The organism is Paraglaciecola sp., assembly GCF_051252315.1.
Classification (GTDB): domain Bacteria; phylum Pseudomonadota; class Gammaproteobacteria; order Enterobacterales; family Alteromonadaceae; genus Paraglaciecola.
The window spans coordinates 14,711-32,085 of the sequence record NZ_JBPOFP010000054.1 but is presented as its reverse complement, the minus strand read 5'-3'; the positions used below and the strand labels follow the sequence as shown (position 1 = coordinate 32,085).

Sequence of the window (17,375 nt, the reverse complement as noted above, 5' to 3'; positions counted from 1 at the left end):
GGGTATATCCGCACTACGGTGGGTAAAAACTTAGGAACAATTAACGCTAAAAATCTAAGAGCTGCGCATGAAGTACTTGAATCAGGAAAATCCATTGGAAAAATTGTTTTAGAAGGTTTTTAAAACCAACTATACCAATGTAAATGTTCCTCTAAACCTTTAAATATAATCTTTAATAACAGGTATAAAAATGAAGTTTTTAAAAAATACAGTCGTCATAACGACATTATCCTTAATCGGAACTATAGCCCCAATAGCTAACGCAACAGAAGTTGGTTCATTAGAAGTAGTGACGGAATTTACTGATTACCGTGGTGGTGGTATCACAATTACTCCAGCAGGCCGTATGATTGTGAGCATGCACCCGCTAGATGGTCCTAAAACTAGAGTTGTAGAAGTAATGGCTAATGGCTCAAAGCGAGCCTTCCCTACACAAGATTGGGCTGATGGTCCTGAAATAGGTAAAGTTGGACTTTCTTCAGTAATCGGAGTCCACAGTGACAGTAAAGGAGTGGTGTGGATCTTAGATATGGGCAGTGAAAACTCACCCGCTAAAGTGATTGCATGGGACTCTGTAAGCAATAAATTAGTTAAAGAGCTTGAACTCACTAAATCTGCACTATTGGCTAATTCATTCTTACAAGATTTTGTTATTGATGAAAAACGCCAAAAAATCTATATTGCTGACATGTCGTTTGGTAACTTTGCCGGAGCAATTAAACCTGCATTTATCGTTGTTGACTTAAAAACAGGTATTTCTAAGCGTGTATTAGAAGGTGCAACGGCACTCATGCCTGAAGACCGCGATATTGTTATTGAAGCATCATTACTTGCCTCTTCTACAAAAGAAGGAAAAACAAATAAACTACGCTTTGGTTTAAATCCGGTAGCGATTGACGATGAAAGCAACTGGGTATATTTCGGTGCATTCACAGGCACAAAAATTTATCGTATAAAAGCATCTTCTTTAGCTGACACTCGGATATCTAATAAAAAGTTAGCGGGAGAAATTGAAGAATTTGGTCCTAAAAACCCAAGTGATGGTATAGCTTACGCTTCGGGCGGTGGTATTTTAGTCACAGACCTAGAAAACAACGCTATTGGTTTAACGACAAAAGGTAAATATGAAATACTTGTACAAGACAAAGTATTATCATGGCCTGATAGTATTGTAGTAAATAATGGTTGGGTATATGTAACACAAGACCAGTTACATCAACATCCTGCATTTAGCCAAGGTTTAGGTAAAGCGAAAGCGCCATACAAATTAACGCGATTCCGTTATAGCAAATAACTTTATAAAAAAGCCGAGGTAAAACGAAGCTAACACTTTTGCGAGTGTTAGCTTTTTTGTATTTATTTACCCCATCTACTCTGTGCACTCAGGAGTAAAGTGTCATTAGGAAAGCACTCTGTTTACAAAAAGTAACGGCCTTAGACAAATTTTATCCTTAGCTATTATCAGTCACTTATGACTAACCATTGAATGTTGATTGTCTATTTTAATTTGATAATGTTTCAAACATTAAGCTGTTTAATTGCAATAAATAATACTCTATTCTTATAACCAATGAGTTACAGAAAGCTCAACATATAACTTACTATTTAGAGGAATATCCTATGACTACATTAACTATCGTTGCAAACATTATCGCTAACCCTGACAAACTTGAATTAGTAAAAGCAGAGCTTTTAAAATTAATCGACATTACACGCGCTGAAGAAGGTTGTATTAACTACGATTTACATCAAGACAACGAAAATCCAACACACTTTATGTTTTATGAAAACTGGGAAACACGCGAACTTTGGCAAACACATATGGCTAACCAACATTTAGCTGATTACATGGCTGCAACTGAAGGTGCTGTGGCACAATTTACATTAAGTGAAATGACTAAAACAGCTTAATTATATTTCGATATGGTTCGATAGTAAGGCCTTTACCCTCAATATCGAACCATACACTTTTACTTTATATCGGGGATAGGAACATGAAAAAAAGTCTCACGTTTATGGCCGCTTTAACAGGGATGTCTTTAACAATATCTGCGACAGCTCAACAGTTACCACAATCGTTTGGAAAAATTGACGTATTAGCCGCTATCGATTCATTACCTGAAAGCAGCGATAAACCCTTTGTCGATCGACGATTAGCTGATAACGGTGAAGTAGGGGTTCGTGTATTTCGAGTATATAATCCGGTACCTACTCATAACCACGCTTTTTCATCAACTTACCTTTCAATAAAGTCGGGACGTGCAATATTCAGTATTGATGGTGGTCAGCCTTTTGAAGCTGCTGCTGGTGAAATGGTGTTTTGGAGTCGCGGTGTAAATCATCAAGTTATTAAGATTTTAGAACACCCTTTGGTATTTCTTGCCATTGATGCACCTACACGCCGTCAGAACGATGTACACCAGTAACTTACGCCATAATAAATATTAATAATGTAGGAGTTCTAAAAGAACCATTGGCTGAGCGTTCAAAAGGCATAAGGTAATCGTCTATCCTAACGTCTGCTTTGTTGGGTCACTTGTCACTAGGTAAGCCAAGGATAACTTCTACTTTCGTATCAGAGAAGACCTTTTTGATGTTGATTTAGTGGATTAAGAAAGGTCTTCTTTGTGGCAATATTGACAGTTAACTCTATTTCAAAAAGGGGCGGAAGCGCCATAGGAAATTACATTTAATGTCAGCTAATTTAAAATGTGTGAAATAATGATGTTTTATTATTCAATAGATTAGCTTGGTTGTTGAGTTCTCCGGGGTATAAAGTGGGGTATCAGCACCAGCTCCCATGTAACACACCCAATAAAAACAAGTGGTTAATCCACAGATGGGCGGCATGATGTAATTTTACTAGTCTATAACGTTGATTACTGCCTTGTACTAAACGTTTTATTCTGTGTAAAACTTAACGCTTATTTACCGACGTAAAAATTGAGAAGCCCGCAAATTAATAGTTTGCGGGCTTTTTTATCTGAATATTTATAAAAGCTTTTTCATTGATAATAATGTATTGGTATACCTAAAACTGTAACCTGTATTAAGTTTTTGGGTAGCCATTGCATTACCGTTTCAATGCGCGATACCCATGTTGTACCACAGAAACGACTTGACCTTTTGAGTCACGTTCAAAGGTAATTGATTCAGCTAACGAACCATTTTTACGTTTTCGGCTAAATATATCGCCTTCTTTATGTACCCAGGTTTGTAAACGTTCTGCGGGGTCCTTGGCAAATAATGGCATTACAAACAACCCTTTCTCATCAACACCTATATAACTATCGTGATCATAATTAGGTACATAGTAGGATCCTTCGTAATCAGATAAATTCAGCTTATCCTTGTTAGTCGATTCTTGTTTTGCCACTTCACTATCTGATACCTGTTTGTCATCTATGTCAGTCTTTTTATCGTACACATTACCAATTGCTCCTTTGGTAAGTGAATAGATAGATTTAACCATCGCGGCGGGAGATACATCATTAACACTCACCATCATAACAACGCCGACTTTTGTGGGTAAACGCATCACGAATTCAGTTCTTGCGCCAGGACAATAACCACCATGGCCCCATAACGTCTTTCCGTCATATCTTCGGGTACCATAAGCTAGTCCCCAAGCTGCCTCATCAAAATCGGCACCTACCCAATGTACACGCTGCATATTTCTTAAAGTAGTAGCCTTAAGAACTTCTTCTCCACCATTTTCATGCAACCGGAAATGCCAAGAGGCAAATTTGGCCATGTCGTTAACACTTGAGGCGACTCCAGCAGCTGGAGAAAAAGCTTTGAAGCTATGTTTTTCGACTGGATTACGCTCCCCTTTTGCACTGCGCACATAGTATCCCTGAGCAAAACCATTACCGACTTTTTCAAATGGCATATCCGTTTGTGATGACTTCATATCAAGGGGCGAAAAAACATTCTTCTTAACGTAACTCCCCCAGTTTTCAGCACTAACCTTTCCAATTACATCACCGAGCATTGCCATACCAATATTGGAATACTGCCAATGATCATAAGGGCGATAAAGTGATTCATGGCTGCTTACCATATCCTGTAAACCGGCTGAATCGGGGAAACTAGTGTTTGCCCAATAATCTCGCGTACCTTCGCGAGGTATTCCAGCAACGTGACTCAAGATGCCACGCACCGTAACTGGCTCTTCTGAGCCCAATTTATCTGCCATTTCTAACGCACTATTATATTCGGAAAGTGGAGCGTCTAGACCAAGTTTTCCTTCTTCAACCAAGTTCATCGCAGCAATACCGTTGAACAATTTCGAAACAGAACAAATGCTAAACAGAGTATCATTGCTTACTGGTTTATTAGTAGCGTAACTCTCAACACCGAATTGATGGCTCCAGATCAGCTCCTGATCGTGAACGATCCCTATCGCAGATCCAGGCACAGACTCTTTTGTAAGATTTGCATCAATAAAAGCTTCAACCGCCCGAAACCTTGAGGACAGAGCGTCTTCTGGCGTTACCGCTAATGCTGGCGTTGATAATGCTAAAATGATGCTAAATGATAACAAACGTTTCTTCATATTCATGGTTCCTCAAGGTTTACTGTTAATTTTTTCAAGCAAAAACATTAACGCCATCACACTGTTCTATCGGACTTAGTCGCTATTTCAAACTCTAAATCTTGGCGATAAACTCTACTTCTAGCTTGCATTCAATGCCAATTCACTAGCCTTGCTGCAAAGGCGGCTGGTTCTTTTCAAGAACAGGCTGGTTGAAAGACACTTGCGACGAGATAAACGAATCTAAGCAACTTCTTTTGTGAGATTCTATCTCTTAGGAACAGTAACTAGAGCTTGTTGATCTAGACTAGTTCATATCCTATGACTAAACAATAGATTACAAATTAAGCGATTTAATTGAATTGGACGACTTGATGTTAACCGAAAAAATTAGTTTCCTCCCCTATCGAATAAAAGGGGCAGTGTAAAACATAACGCTTATTTAGCTATGTATGTAAAAACAAAAAGCCCAGGTTACAATATTCGGGCTTTTGGTTATTGGTTATTGGTTATTGGTTATTGGTTATTGGTAAAGTGTCTAAAACTTAACAACTCGACTATTTTTTACACGGCCTTTTCTGTCTTTAATCTCGATATTCAACTGCTTTGGATCAACAGTGATTTTTCCATAACTTTCTTCAGTAAATACATCAATTAACTTATTTACCTGAATTTTGTCATGACCATTTAATTGACCGTCCATTTGAAATGTATCTTGATTAGGGTGAGGGTAAGGCCAAAAAAATGGACTACTCACGACTGATACAACATGAAAATCGGGATTATCTGAACGGGTTAAAATTGCCGCCATGGACGCGTGAACATCACCACTTAAAAATACCACCTTCGAAATATTTTTACTGCTTATAAAATCTAAAATTTGATTTCTTTGAGATTGATAACCACTCCATTTATCATTGTTTTTCTTAGAATAATCTGGGAAGAATGGCACCGATGTAGCCACAAACTTCGCCTTACCAGAGCCATTATCAAGCCAGGCTAATAAAGCACTAAATTGTTCCGCATTAATAATACTGCTTTCGGTACGTTGGGTTCTCACATCCATAATGAAAAATTCGCTACAGCCATTTTGTGTGGTGTACCAAAACTTGTTGCCGACATTAGCGACTTTGCTGTTATCACTATTTAAGGTGGCTGCTGGGCTATGGCTCATTTGATAAATTTTATAAGCATGCATGGCGGCTGGATATTTTATGACAAGGTCACTGTGGTTGGCTTTACTTGGCCAATTGTCTTCTATTTCATGATCATCTAAGGTCATATAAGTGGGTGTAGAGCTGACTAATTTGGAAAAATTAGGCTGACTGAATACGTCTCGATATCGATCTAAAAAATCATCTATACAAGAATCAGCTCCCAAAAAGTTTAGGTCATCTGCATAGATTTGGTCACCTAACATGAATACGTGATCCAACTCTTCTTTGGCCATACTGCCAAAGGTTTTATCTCCTCTTGAGTCAAATATACTCCCGCCAAAAAGTTTTAATAAATATCGGCATGATCCAAACGCAAAGCGCACTGTGCTTGAGTCACTATCACTGGGAGTGTTAAATTTATAAGTTGCTACTTTAGACCAATTTAAATCATCCAGATCAACCTCTTCGCCCTCTTTACAGCGGATGAAACCACATTGATATTCATATTCAGTTGCTGAAATAAGGTTGTTGTTGATGGTGACACTAGAATAATCGAAATGAGGCTGGGCAAAACGCTTAATGGGAGAGGACCACTTTCCACCCGCCACTTTTTTTATACGACAAACAGTGAAAACATGTCTATTTTCTCTTGGTTTACCAGTACCAAATATGTGTGCAGAATCTTTGGTGACTTGGCCTAAAATAGGGCCAACTTTAAAACTTCTAACTTCCATGACGAGCTCCTTAACGAGTAAATTAACCAATTTTAATAAATCGTATGCTGAGTATAGAAGGCTTTAAAAATATCTCATCAAAAATAAAAAAACTCCGACTTAAAGCCGGAGTTTTTAATAGTTAAATTGAATTAACCAAGTAACGAATCACAGTTACAAAATGTTAGCTGACTACAACTTACCTGTGATACCGATAGTTACACGACGGTCCGTTAAGCTTTGCTCACACAATAACGTGCCTTCGTTGAAACACCATCTTGTACGATCTTCTTGCGTTAAGTTAACGCCTTCAATACCAACAGTATAATTTTCATTAATGTCGTAATTAAGGCTCATATTTAACTGCCCACGAGCGCCAACAATTGGTGGGATGTTAAAACGCATACGAGTTAATGTTTCAGAGAACGCATCACGCCACGTGTAACGTACACGAGCACTAAAGTCATGCTTGTCGTAGAACAAAGTAAAGTTATAGGCATTTTCAGATAATTTATCCAAAGTAATACGCTCTGTTACCACGTCATCAGCAAGACTAGGTGTACTATTATCTGTGTCAGTACGACCTAATATTTGGTTAATAGCGCCTGAAGCACTGCGGAATTCATCTAATGCTGCGCCAGATTCTTGATAGGTATAGTTAGCAATAACACCAAATCCAGACGCCCAACCTAATTCATCTTCATAAGCTGATAGGTCATATTGAACAGCAAATTCAATACCACTTTGCGTTTCAGTACCATTAGCATTAATACTGGAGCGACTTGCTACACAAATACCGTCTATACCTTCAACACTAGAGAATACGTTGAAGTTTTCCCATGGAACATTAGGGTTATAAACACCACCACCTTCACAAGGAGCTGTGGTATCACGTTCAATTTGTCCAGTAGAACCAATTGGCTCAGCTGGCTCGTCTTGAATTGCAGTAATTAAGTCGGTTCTTTCTTTATGGAATAAACCAACACTAACAAAGCTAGATGGTGAGAAATAATACTCTAAAGACAAATCGTAAGACCAAATTTGCTCAGGCTCAAGTGCTGGGTTACCAATGGTAACTGACCCAGAAGCACTGCCACCAAAGTTGGCTGATGTTGAAAGAGAATCAAAGTTAGGTCTACGTATATCTTTACCGATACCGGCTCTTAACAACAAATCATCAGACAATTCAGCGTTAATGTTCAATCTTGGAAGAACAAAATCATAATCTGCCTTTTCAGTGCTAGGCGTAACAACACCGCCAACTTCACTTGTACCAAGAGAAGTCAGTTCAGTCGAAACATAACGAAGGCCGATATTACCGCTAACAAATATATCGCCTAATTCAGTTTCATAATTACCTTGTAGGTAGAGTGCTGTGGTTTCTTCTTCAATATCAAAGAAAGATGACACCTGATTTTCTAACGTTGATATTGATCCATTTAACTCTTCACCGTTAAGAGCATTGTTTACTGCGATTGCATCGTTTAACACTGAAATAACGTAATCGGGATCATTAAATGAAGCTTCGTTGTCTAATATCAAATAATCTCGAACATAAAGCTCACGACTATCAGCGGCGTTAAAGTTATTAGCTCCAGGCGTTACTATGTCAGAGAATAAATTAGCTCTTGGACGATTCCAGTTACCAAAATCTGTTCTAGAGGTAGCATTATCGGTGGTATTCGTAGTCTTATTCCAACGAATACCTGCGTCTACATCAACAAAAAACGGCATGTTATCTGACACGTCATAAGTTAGGTCAACACGTGCAGCAGCTTCTGTTCCTTCCCGCGTTCTAAGACCTTGGCTCACACGTCTAAGCGCATAATTTGCTGGGTCTAGCAATTCTTGAGTAGTAGGAGTTTCAGGTAATCCTGGCGCTATGCCAAACTCAAACGTATCGTTAACAAGATTAAAGATGGCTGGTGTACCGTTATCATTTCTGGTGTCAGCTGAAACTTGTGGGCCACGAGGGTTAATGAAGTCTAAATCGGTGTTTAAATTCGGGCTATCTGTTTTGGAATCTGAATACGATAACTCAGCATTTAATTGGAAGTTATCTCCACTATATTCAGTACCAAGTGCGAATACGCTGCTTTCTGTTAAACGAGAAGACGTGCTGTTACCGGTACGTAAATTCGGATCAATTGTACGGCCATCGTCAGATACACCTACACCTAACACGCCACTCGTAACAACTTGAACTTCGCCCAGGTTTAACATGCCATAACGGCCGTCTGTTGAACCTAGATTAATAGTATCAAATCCAGTATTAGTCGTTGCGTCGATAACTGGGTTGCCACCTGTACCGGAAAATAGTGCTCTAGAGTTCTTACGAGCTCTTTGCTGGTCATTTAACGTCGCATCAAAATAGAACTTTACATTATCGCTTGATTGCAACTCTATTGATGCTGTTAAGTTTTTCGTTTCATAACTTTCTGCGTTTAAAGGTTGGTCCAAAAACTGAGTTCTTAAAAAAGGAAAAGCTTCGGCACTTGCTCTACCAGAATCAGGCATAACCACACGGTCACGGTCAAAACGGGGGTTAGCAGAAGCAACGTCTTGCTCAGCATAACTACCTGTAATGACGACACCCAACTTACCTAAATCAGTCTCCCAGTTGTCACCAAAGGTACCTGAAATCTTAGGTGTTGTGGAGTCAGCTAAGTCACTTGTTTCTGATTGTACTCTGAACTGTGTTAAACGTTCTTTTAGACTATTACCACGCAAAGTACGTAAATTGATTGTACCGCCTACAGAACCTTCAACTGTTTTGGCATCAGGTGCTTTAGTTACTTCCAAAGAGGCGATGAGCGCCGCAGGTAAATCTTCGAAACTAATACCAGTACGCCCACTTCCAGAACTAACGGTAGACACACCATTTATTTCAACTCGGTTGGCACCTGTACCACGTATTTGTACACCTGTACCTACGCCGTTTGTTCTATCAATTTGTACACCAGTAATGTTTTCTAGTACTTCGGCCAAATTGTTATCTGGCAATTTACCAATGTCTTCTGCCTGAATAACCTCTTTAATATTTGCAGAAGCTCTTTTTTCAGCGATTGCACTAGCAAGTGCAGTGCGGATACCAGTAACTTCAATTACCTCAGTGGCGTCTGCATCTTCATTGGCAGACTGCGCTAAAGTAGCTCCTGAAAATGTACTAAGAGCTGCAGTAATAGCTAACGCTACTGTGCTCCTTTTTATATGTGTCGTTCTCATAAGTGTGGTCCTCTGTTGTCATTGTGTTCTTATCTTATAAGCAGTTAACATATACATAAATCAAACGGTTTTCAAACAAAATTAACGAAAAATCAACATATCCCTATAGAGTAAAATGTCATTCGAAAGAGTATAAATAACGAACAACTTCTTAAAATTCCTTATTAGTCATGTGGTTAAGTGGCATTACCAATTTAAAAGAAAGGATAAATAAAAAATATTGTTTTTAAAAAAGAACGTAAAAAATTAGTCTGGAGTTAGCAGAAATAAAGAATGGTATAGACCGGAATAAGTTTAGGAAGAGAGTTTAGCAATCAGTAAAAACTGATTAATTAAACTCTCTGACAGGCGAAGGTTTGTTTTTTTGCCTCAACAAATTTTATGATAATTGTCCTTTAAATTCATTCACCCGCTAATTTTGGTAAAGAATAATAGTGAATATTCATATCATCCAAAATTGGCAGGATTGAATTAACACGTAATAAAAAAGCTTTGTAATCTCTATTACTTTCTATAGTCCAGGCAAGTTCAGAAGTAGCCAATAACCTAGGCCAAAGCCGGTTATCTGCTGTCTCATCTGTATGTACCAACTCAGACCACATTGCAGACTCCACGCCTTTCACCTGCGAAAATTGTTGAGGGTTAAGTTGATAAGCTCGTTCTAATGGTACACCTTCTTTTCTGCACCAATCATAAGTATTAGGTTGCCCTTGATAATTACCATGGTCGAAATAGGTGTAGGAACACGGTGACAAAATAATTTGGTGTCCTTTATCTAAAGCTGGCTGAATATCATATTTGTCATTCCATAATTGCAGCAATACATCGGTTTTATTATCTGCCACTGAGCCTTCTTCCCAAGCGATAGCGGTGCGACCTAATTCTTCTACAATGCGGGTAGCTCGTCCTATAAACTCAGGGTAAAGAGGATCCTTAATTTCATCTCCCCCTATATGAATGTACTTTGATGGAAACAATTCTACTATCTGACTTAGTACGTCTTTTACAAATGGATAAGTCGTTTCAGGTTTAGTTAAACACAATTTACTAAACCCTACTTTTACACCGCTATAAGTAGTTAAATTAGTCACATCATCGCAAGCTAATTTATTATACGAGGCAATAGCAGCTTGAGTATGGCCCGGTAAATCAACTTCTGGCACCAAAACCACTTGTCGCTCTTGGGCATACTTAACCAATTCACGAATTTGTTCTTGGGTATAATACCCTGAACGCCCTCCTTCAACTGAACTTCCCCCGCCCACTTCAGTTAATTTAGGATAACCTTTTATTTCTACACGCCAGCCTTGGTCGTCAGTTAAATGCAGGTGCAGGCGATTTAACTTAAATGTTGCCATGCGGTCAATATGAGATTTTAGGTACTCAACGGGTAAAAAACTACGAGCCACATCTAACATATTTCCACGCCAACCAAAGGTTGGGTTATCGATAATCTCAACGTTAGGTAAGGAAGGTTTATGCTCATCTTGGTTAGCTAACAATTGACTAAAGGTTTGCACGGCATAAAACAAACCCGCGTCGGTATTAGCGCTTAGTTCGATAGACTGGGCGATACTCAAGCGATAACCTTCTAATCCTAAACTTGGATCGTCAGTGAGTTGAATATTTAGCTTTGTTGCAGAAGTATTATCTTGGGTAATGTTAAATTTAGTTAACACTCTGTTTAAGGCTAATAACGCAGTAGGCGAACCCTGCGCTGAATTATTAATGTCGATGGTTGCCTTCAGCTCCAAATCGCCTTCAAAACGATTTACCGTTCGAGGATAGGGTATCAATGGTAACTGTTTGTCTAATGAAGCAGAGCTATTATTTGCAGGGTGACTTTCATTGTTTGTTTTTTCACAACCCACAACAAACATAGTGACTAAAAAGAAAAAAATTATTTTCATGGAGGAACCCTATTTAACTAAATCACTCAGTAAATATAATACTAACAGGACAAAATAAGGTTTATCAAAAAGATGAACGTCTTAGCAGTAATAAACACCAACTGTACCTCCATCTGCCGGCCATTATGTAAATAACCACCAAGGTACCGGGCAATTACCAACCCGTTCAGCCATCAATTTAAGATTTTGGGTTAACTTTTAGGTCAATAATTGGATGCTAGTCAAGCATACTGCTAAAATTGGTAAGGTATTAAATTAATGGTGTTATGCAGCAATGAAAATTGATGTAGAAAAAGATGTAACCATTTTAGGTGATTTCTCTGATCAAAAGTCACAGCTTAAAATAATCAAATTTGTTTGTAATTTTACATGCATAGTAGCCCTGCTATATGCGTTGTTTTTCTGGATTCAGATAGACCAACCTTACATTGCCGCCATAAATTTAATTTTTGTTCTGGCGTATTCTATTTCATTAGTTTTAATTCATTATCAACACTCAAATGCAGCCACTGTATGGTTTTTTACCGTGCTAGCTAGCCATGTATTGATACTAACAACTCAAATATTTACCTCAAATACTGGATTTCATTTTTACTACTTATTATTTCCAAGTGGCGTATTTTTGTTACTAGACAACAAAGATAACTTCATAAAAATTGTCATTACATTTATTGCAACAGTACTGTTTTTCATTTGTGAGCACTCTCCCCGCAACCCACTTATTGAACTGACTCCTCAAGCAGAAACTTGGATATTCTCTTCTACAATACTCGTTATTATCATAGAGCTCGGTATTGTTATGTTTATTTTCAATCAAATGATCACCTCGAGAGAAAATAAACTCAAACAAATGGCATCTATCGATCCCCTGACAGGGGTAAACAATCGCCGAAATTTCATGCAATTGGCTGAAAAGTTATATCGTCAAGAGGATAAAAATCAAAAAGCTTTCTGCTTATTATTAATGGATCTGGATCATTTCAAAAATATAAACGATACCTATGGTCATATAGAAGGAGACAATGCCTTAAGTAGCGTTGCTCATTTAATTAAAACTAAAATACGAGCCAGCGATATTTTAGCCCGATATGGCGGTGAAGAATTTATATTATTACTTCCAGATACCGATCTAGACTCGGCTCATAAGCTAGCAGAGACAATTAGAGCCGCAGTTGAATCACTGAGTATTCCTATTGTTAATCATAAAAGTATTAGCTGCACACTAAGTATTGGTATCAGCTTAGGTACAACAAACTTAGACCAAATTAGTACCACAATTAAACAAGCGGACGACGCTTTGTATCGCGCAAAACACCAAGGTAGAAATAAGGTCAGCATGTAAGACTGTTAAATATAAAAACAGTCTTTTGTTAAGTTGGAATAAATAAGTGTCCCCTTCCTTTAAAATGTCTTGTTTTTAACGAACTATGTCTGATTAACCAATATACACACTTAATATGGCATTTTATCATTACGACTCAATTTCATAGGCAACTAAAAAGTGGTTGCGTTAATTCTGAGGTCACACCGTTATGCGAGATGTAGAGCTATCTAAAGCTATTGAATCTTATTTTGATGCTATTTATTACTGTGATGTGAATTTATTAGATAAAGTCTTTCACAAATCTTCGAGTCTATTTGATGTAGATGAAGGTCAGTTATTGGTCGATCCAATTGCAAGTTTTAGACAAGACGTAGCAACACGCCCCTCACCAGCCAGTGTCGCTCAAGAGCGCCAAGAAGAAATCATACTCATCGACTGGTTGTCCAAAGACTGCGCTATGGTAAAACTTCGATTAAGAGCTCATCAAAATATATTTGTTGACCACTTATCTTTTGTTAAAGATTCAGACGGTTGGTGTATCGTTTCTAAGGTATGGCACCTAGAAAGTACAATAGATGAAACCTAAAACATTAAATTATTTGAAGTTTGCAACGATTTAAAAATTCGTTGCAACGTTCCTAATACCAATTCCTTTAAATAATTTCAGCTCCAAAAAGAAAACCTAACTCTCCAACCTCCCCCTTTGTTTACCACTTAGCGCTTCATATACGTGAAGAAATACAACCTAAATCCAGCATAAGAAGTGTCATTAAATCCCGTAATAGTTTTCACTAAATCACTTAAAACCGCCTCAACCTTAAAATATCAAAACATATTGGGAGTCAAATTGGCATTACCAATAAAACAAAAAACAACCATAACGTCAATAAAAACCATTGAACACACACCCAAAAATACGTTAAAAAACAAAAAGATAAGAAAATAAAAATAAGAATAAATATTTCAAAATATTAAAGAATTATTATTTTCATATATTATTAACAACCTATTGACACAAACCAAACAAATTGGTTAGATCAAAGTGCAGCAAAGGACTAACTCACAATAATACACATTGGTAATACCAATAAAAATAGAATGGAAATCACAAACACATGAATAGAAAACTAAATAAAATTTGCAGTGCGATTAAACAACCAAATCTTAAATATAATGCTCACAACATAATTTTAAGTACTGCAATAGCCACTTTATTAGCGTCACCTGCACATGGGCAAGAAGACGCACAAGAAAACCAAGTCGAAGTTATTCAAGTCAGTGGCATTGCAGGCAGCTTGGCAGAAGCCGCTCGCCTTAAACGTTTTGATGGACGAATCGTTGATGCAATTGTGGCAGAAGACATTGGTAAGTTACCCGACAACAATATTGCAGAAGCGTTACAACGTATCGCTGGTGTATCCATTAGTTCAGATTTTGGTGTAGGCACCAGCGTTTCTATTCGTGGATTACCTCAAAATAGAGTAGAAATTAATGGCCGCTCTACTGTAGGTGACTCACGAGATGGTGTAAGCCTAGAAGATTTTCCTTCCAGCTTTTTGAAGTCTGTATCAGTCGTTAAATCCCCGACTGCCGACATGATAGAAGGTGCATTAGGTGGCACGGTAAGCATGGAGACTGTTCGCCCTTTAGATTTGAAAGAATTTACTGCAGCCACGTCTTTAGATCTTGAATATGCTGATAAGACAGAAAATGTTGCTCCTATATTTAACGGTTCAGTAGGTACTAACTGGGATCTAGGAGAGTCAGGAAAGTTTGGTATTATAGCCATGATGTCATACCAAGATCGTGAAATTCGTCAAGATGAGTTTTACAATCGAGTCAGGTTATATGATGAAGACGCAGGCGGAGCTGGACCACAGGGTGGAGGAAATACACCAAGTGGCATGTATGCAGTCAGAGAACAAAACACTCAAGATCAATATGTAGAAGTACGTGAACGCACAGCTTTTAACGTATCAATGCAATGGGCACCAGCTTCTGGTGACGGTAATGTTTATTTAGACCTAAGTTCAACAGAACGAGATGGCTCACAAGCAGGAAACTCAATTCTTGATGTAGGTGGTAGCAGAGTATATAACGCGAATTCAACCCAAGACGCTAATGGCCAAGTAGATAATTATACGTTAGCAAACGCGTTTACCATTCCAAAAACATGGAGTACCTTTCGTAAAACCAAAGCTATTTCTCATGCGCTAGGCGGTGATTGGCAATTAACCAATACAACTAAAGTGTCGGGGGAAATTTCTGTTGCCTCATCAGAGAGCTCAGCTCCCGCTTCAGAACTAAATTTACGTCCACTTAACCATACTAATTGGAATGAATGGGCGGCGCAGTATGATCCGTCTGAATGGGTAGGAAATCGTAACAACGCTTATGACACTGAATGTCGTGGCGAATTTGCTTGTCGTCACAATACTGATGTGAGCATGTTTAGCACAGGTGACCAACTTCCTAGCGTAATTTATTCTGACTCACAAACGTTGTTAAGCCCAGAGAACTTAGCTATACGTGCCTTTTACAGTGACGATGACCGTACAAATAATGACGAAACTGCAGTACGTTTTGATATAGAAACCTCTGAAGTGTTTGGCTTAGATTTTATCTCTTCTTTGAAAGCCGGTGTTCGTGCTACTCAAAATGATTTTGAGTTTAGCCGTAAGCGTTACAGAGCTGATAACCTTTACAGACAAGTTTACACCGACCCTGACACAGCAAACGAAGCACCTTACGTAGTATGGATGGATCAGTTTGAGGCTATGTTCCCTGGTACATTCCAAACTTATAACCACAACAATGAGTTTAGTCAAACAGGCCATTCAGGCCAATATGATCTAGACACTTACCGCACCTACCGCGGTGATTTATTAGCTGATGCACAGGGGTCTTTTGCAAGAATTCAACAGATGCTCGCAGGGACAAATTTTGCAACCACTGGCAGTTTAGCTGACAACCAAGTTCTACAAGAAGGTGCTTACAACAATATCATTGAAGACACTCAAGCTGTGTATATCTCAGCAGGATTAGATTTTGATGAGCTTACCGCTATTGTTGGTGGCCGTTATATTAAAACAGACCTTACTGCAAAATATTATAACGCTGGTGAACTGACTTCAGAAGATGTGTCTTACAATGACTTTTTACCAAGTATTAATGTGAGTTACTCTATTTCAGACGAAACACAGCTACGTTTTGCTGGTGCAAAAGTTATGCGTAGAGCCGATTACGCACAATTAAGCCCAGCGATTGCAATTAGTAATGCATTAACAACGGGTACCTCAGGTTCTGCGTCTCTTGAACCCTATCGAGCAACTCAGTTTGATGTATCACTAGAGCACTATTACGGTGAAGGAAATGTGGCTTCATTTGCCATTTTCCACAAAGATGTGAAGTCTTTCATTAAGAGTACAAACGTTTGTTTAGCAAATTCACAAGCTGGCGTTCAACAGGTAACAGAGTGGGAAACTATCTGTCATCTTGATGCAGTAGGCGTAGACAACTCTAATCTTGTTTTCGCTACTCAAGCAGATTTTGCTGGAGAAGCAGATATAGACACCGCAGGTTTTGAAGCCACTAGGATCAGAAGAGATGCAGGACTGACAGGTGTCAATACTGCTAGGTCTTCAAATGGTGAAAACGGAACGGTTCAAGGTTTTGAAGCTTCAATTCAGCAAGGTTTTGATTTTTTACCAGGCTTTGGTTTGAGTGCTAACTACACATACTCTGATAGTGAACAACCAGATGGTAACGTGCTGTTAAACATATCTAGAGACACCTTTAACGGTCAAGTGTACTGGGAAAATGAAGAGTTTCAGGTACGTTTAGCTTATAACTATCGTTCTCGCTTTTTATCTACTCAGGAAGAAACTCGTGTAGCGACTATTGGCGCGTTAGCGTTAAATAGCGGTACGAATGACGAGACGTCTCCTGTATTTGATGCGACGGCTGGAAATAATTATCAAGATGACCGTGGTCAGTTTGATTTTTCTGCTAGCTGGGATGTAACTGAAGATATCACTTTAGTCACTAACATTAACAACCTGACTGGAGAACCGATTAAGTTCTCTACAGAGCTTGGTAGTGTTTGGCGTTATCACGAAGCTGACCGTCGTATGACAGTTGGTGTTCGCGCTAAGTTCTAAAACAAAAAACAATCAAATAAAATCCGATGGGCTTACCCCTATCGGATTTTTTTGTTTATAAGGCCTCATTATTAAACAAGCACTTTTAACACCCATCATTTCATAATGAAACGTACCAATTGAGTATGGGTGCTGGACAACAAATCAAATTTACTTCTTTAAAATTTGACACACGAACACATAACCATTGGTATTACCAATTGCTAATAAAGACATAGCCACAATTGCAGATATCACGAGAAAACCCCATTAAACAGGGCGAACACTTCAAACAAATAAGTTTCAATATGTTTACATAGTAAAACTTTCTGTAACATTTATTTGACAAACCAACAAAGAATTGGTTATA

Annotated in this window: 10 protein-coding genes and 1 pseudogene; 7 read left to right on the top strand and 4 right to left on the bottom strand. The window is 38.4% G+C overall.

From position 1 onward, the window contains the following. The 4 genes and pseudogenes from ACSHXM_RS12110 to ACSHXM_RS12095 form a co-directional block, all read left to right on the top strand. Positions 1-123: pseudogene (locus tag ACSHXM_RS12110) on the top strand (zinc-binding alcohol dehydrogenase family protein); the annotation flags it as partial. A 67-nt stretch (positions 124-190) separates the two neighbouring features. Further along, positions 191-1,294 (top strand): L-dopachrome tautomerase-related protein, encoded by a 1,104-nt coding sequence (locus ACSHXM_RS12105; protein ID WP_435689030.1) that lies wholly within the window; start codon positions 191-193, stop codon positions 1,292-1,294. A gap of 326 nt (positions 1,295-1,620) precedes the next feature. Further along, entirely contained in the window at positions 1,621-1,911 is a 291-nt protein-coding gene (locus tag ACSHXM_RS12100) for a putative quinol monooxygenase (protein WP_435689029.1), read from the top strand. Positions 1,912-1,994: 83 nt separating this feature from the next. Then, entirely contained in the window at positions 1,995-2,426 is a 432-nt protein-coding gene (locus tag ACSHXM_RS12095; protein WP_435689028.1) for a cupin domain-containing protein, read from the top strand. 647 nt (positions 2,427-3,073) lie between these two features. On the opposite strand, the gene ACSHXM_RS12090 is transcribed toward ACSHXM_RS12095, so the two are convergent. The 4 genes from ACSHXM_RS12090 to ACSHXM_RS12075 form a co-directional block, all read right to left on the bottom strand. Beyond that, entirely contained in the window at positions 3,074-4,558 is a 1,485-nt protein-coding gene (locus tag ACSHXM_RS12090; RefSeq protein WP_435689027.1) for a serine hydrolase, read from the bottom strand. Positions 4,559-5,075: 517 nt separating this feature from the next. Continuing rightward, the gene (locus ACSHXM_RS12085) at positions 5,076-6,428 is read right to left on the bottom strand and encodes an alkaline phosphatase D family protein (protein ID WP_435689026.1); all 1,353 of its coding nucleotides are present in this window, start codon (positions 6,426-6,428) and stop codon (positions 5,076-5,078) included. 171 nt (positions 6,429-6,599) lie between these two features. Then, positions 6,600-9,632 carry a TonB-dependent receptor gene (locus ACSHXM_RS12080; protein ID WP_435689025.1) on the bottom strand — a complete coding sequence of 1,011 codons (3,033 nt, stop codon included), beginning with the start codon at positions 9,630-9,632 and terminating at the stop codon, positions 6,600-6,602. 401 nt (positions 9,633-10,033) lie between these two features. Next, on the bottom strand, positions 10,034-11,542 hold the full coding sequence (locus tag ACSHXM_RS12075) for a beta-N-acetylhexosaminidase (protein WP_435689024.1): 1,509 nt from the start codon (positions 11,540-11,542) through the stop codon (positions 10,034-10,036). A 274-nt stretch (positions 11,543-11,816) separates the two neighbouring features. Between ACSHXM_RS12075 and ACSHXM_RS12070 the strand changes: the two genes are divergently transcribed. The 3 genes from ACSHXM_RS12070 (at position 11,817) to ACSHXM_RS12060 (ending at position 17,026) form a co-directional block, all read left to right on the top strand. Continuing rightward, positions 11,817-12,884, top strand: a complete 1,068-nt coding sequence (locus tag ACSHXM_RS12070; RefSeq protein ID WP_435689023.1) for a GGDEF domain-containing protein — start codon at positions 11,817-11,819, stop codon at positions 12,882-12,884. 190 nt (positions 12,885-13,074) lie between these two features. Beyond that, the gene (locus tag ACSHXM_RS12065; RefSeq protein ID WP_435689022.1) at positions 13,075-13,452 is read left to right on the top strand and encodes a nuclear transport factor 2 family protein; all 378 of its coding nucleotides are present in this window, start codon (positions 13,075-13,077) and stop codon (positions 13,450-13,452) included. 529 nt (positions 13,453-13,981) lie between these two features. Beyond that, the gene (locus ACSHXM_RS12060; protein WP_435689021.1) at positions 13,982-17,026 is read left to right on the top strand and encodes a TonB-dependent receptor; all 3,045 of its coding nucleotides are present in this window, start codon (positions 13,982-13,984) and stop codon (positions 17,024-17,026) included. Positions 17,027-17,375: the final 349 nt, after the last annotated feature.

What these genes read in the sequence shown, in the direction of transcription:
- ACSHXM_RS12105 (WP_435689030.1), top strand. Translation starts at nt 191, where the DNA reads ATGAAGTTTTTAAAAAATACAGTCGTCATAACGACATTATCCTTAATC.
- ACSHXM_RS12100 (WP_435689029.1), top strand. Translation starts at nt 1,621, where the DNA reads ATGACTACATTAACTATCGTTGCAAACATTATCGCTAACCCTGACAAA.
- ACSHXM_RS12095 (WP_435689028.1), top strand. Translation starts at nt 1,995, where the DNA reads ATGAAAAAAAGTCTCACGTTTATGGCCGCTTTAACAGGGATGTCTTTA.
- ACSHXM_RS12090 (WP_435689027.1), bottom strand. Translation starts at nt 4,558, where the DNA reads ATGAAGAAACGTTTGTTATCATTTAGCATCATTTTAGCATTATCAACG.
- ACSHXM_RS12085 (WP_435689026.1), bottom strand. Translation starts at nt 6,428, where the DNA reads ATGGAAGTTAGAAGTTTTAAAGTTGGCCCTATTTTAGGCCAAGTCACC.
- ACSHXM_RS12080 (WP_435689025.1), bottom strand. Translation starts at nt 9,632, where the DNA reads ATGAGAACGACACATATAAAAAGGAGCACAGTAGCGTTAGCTATTACT.
- ACSHXM_RS12075 (WP_435689024.1), bottom strand. Translation starts at nt 11,542, where the DNA reads ATGAAAATAATTTTTTTCTTTTTAGTCACTATGTTTGTTGTGGGTTGT.
- ACSHXM_RS12070 (WP_435689023.1), top strand. Translation starts at nt 11,817, where the DNA reads ATGAAAATTGATGTAGAAAAAGATGTAACCATTTTAGGTGATTTCTCT.
- ACSHXM_RS12065 (WP_435689022.1), top strand. Translation starts at nt 13,075, where the DNA reads ATGCGAGATGTAGAGCTATCTAAAGCTATTGAATCTTATTTTGATGCT.
- ACSHXM_RS12060 (WP_435689021.1), top strand. Translation starts at nt 13,982, where the DNA reads ATGAATAGAAAACTAAATAAAATTTGCAGTGCGATTAAACAACCAAAT.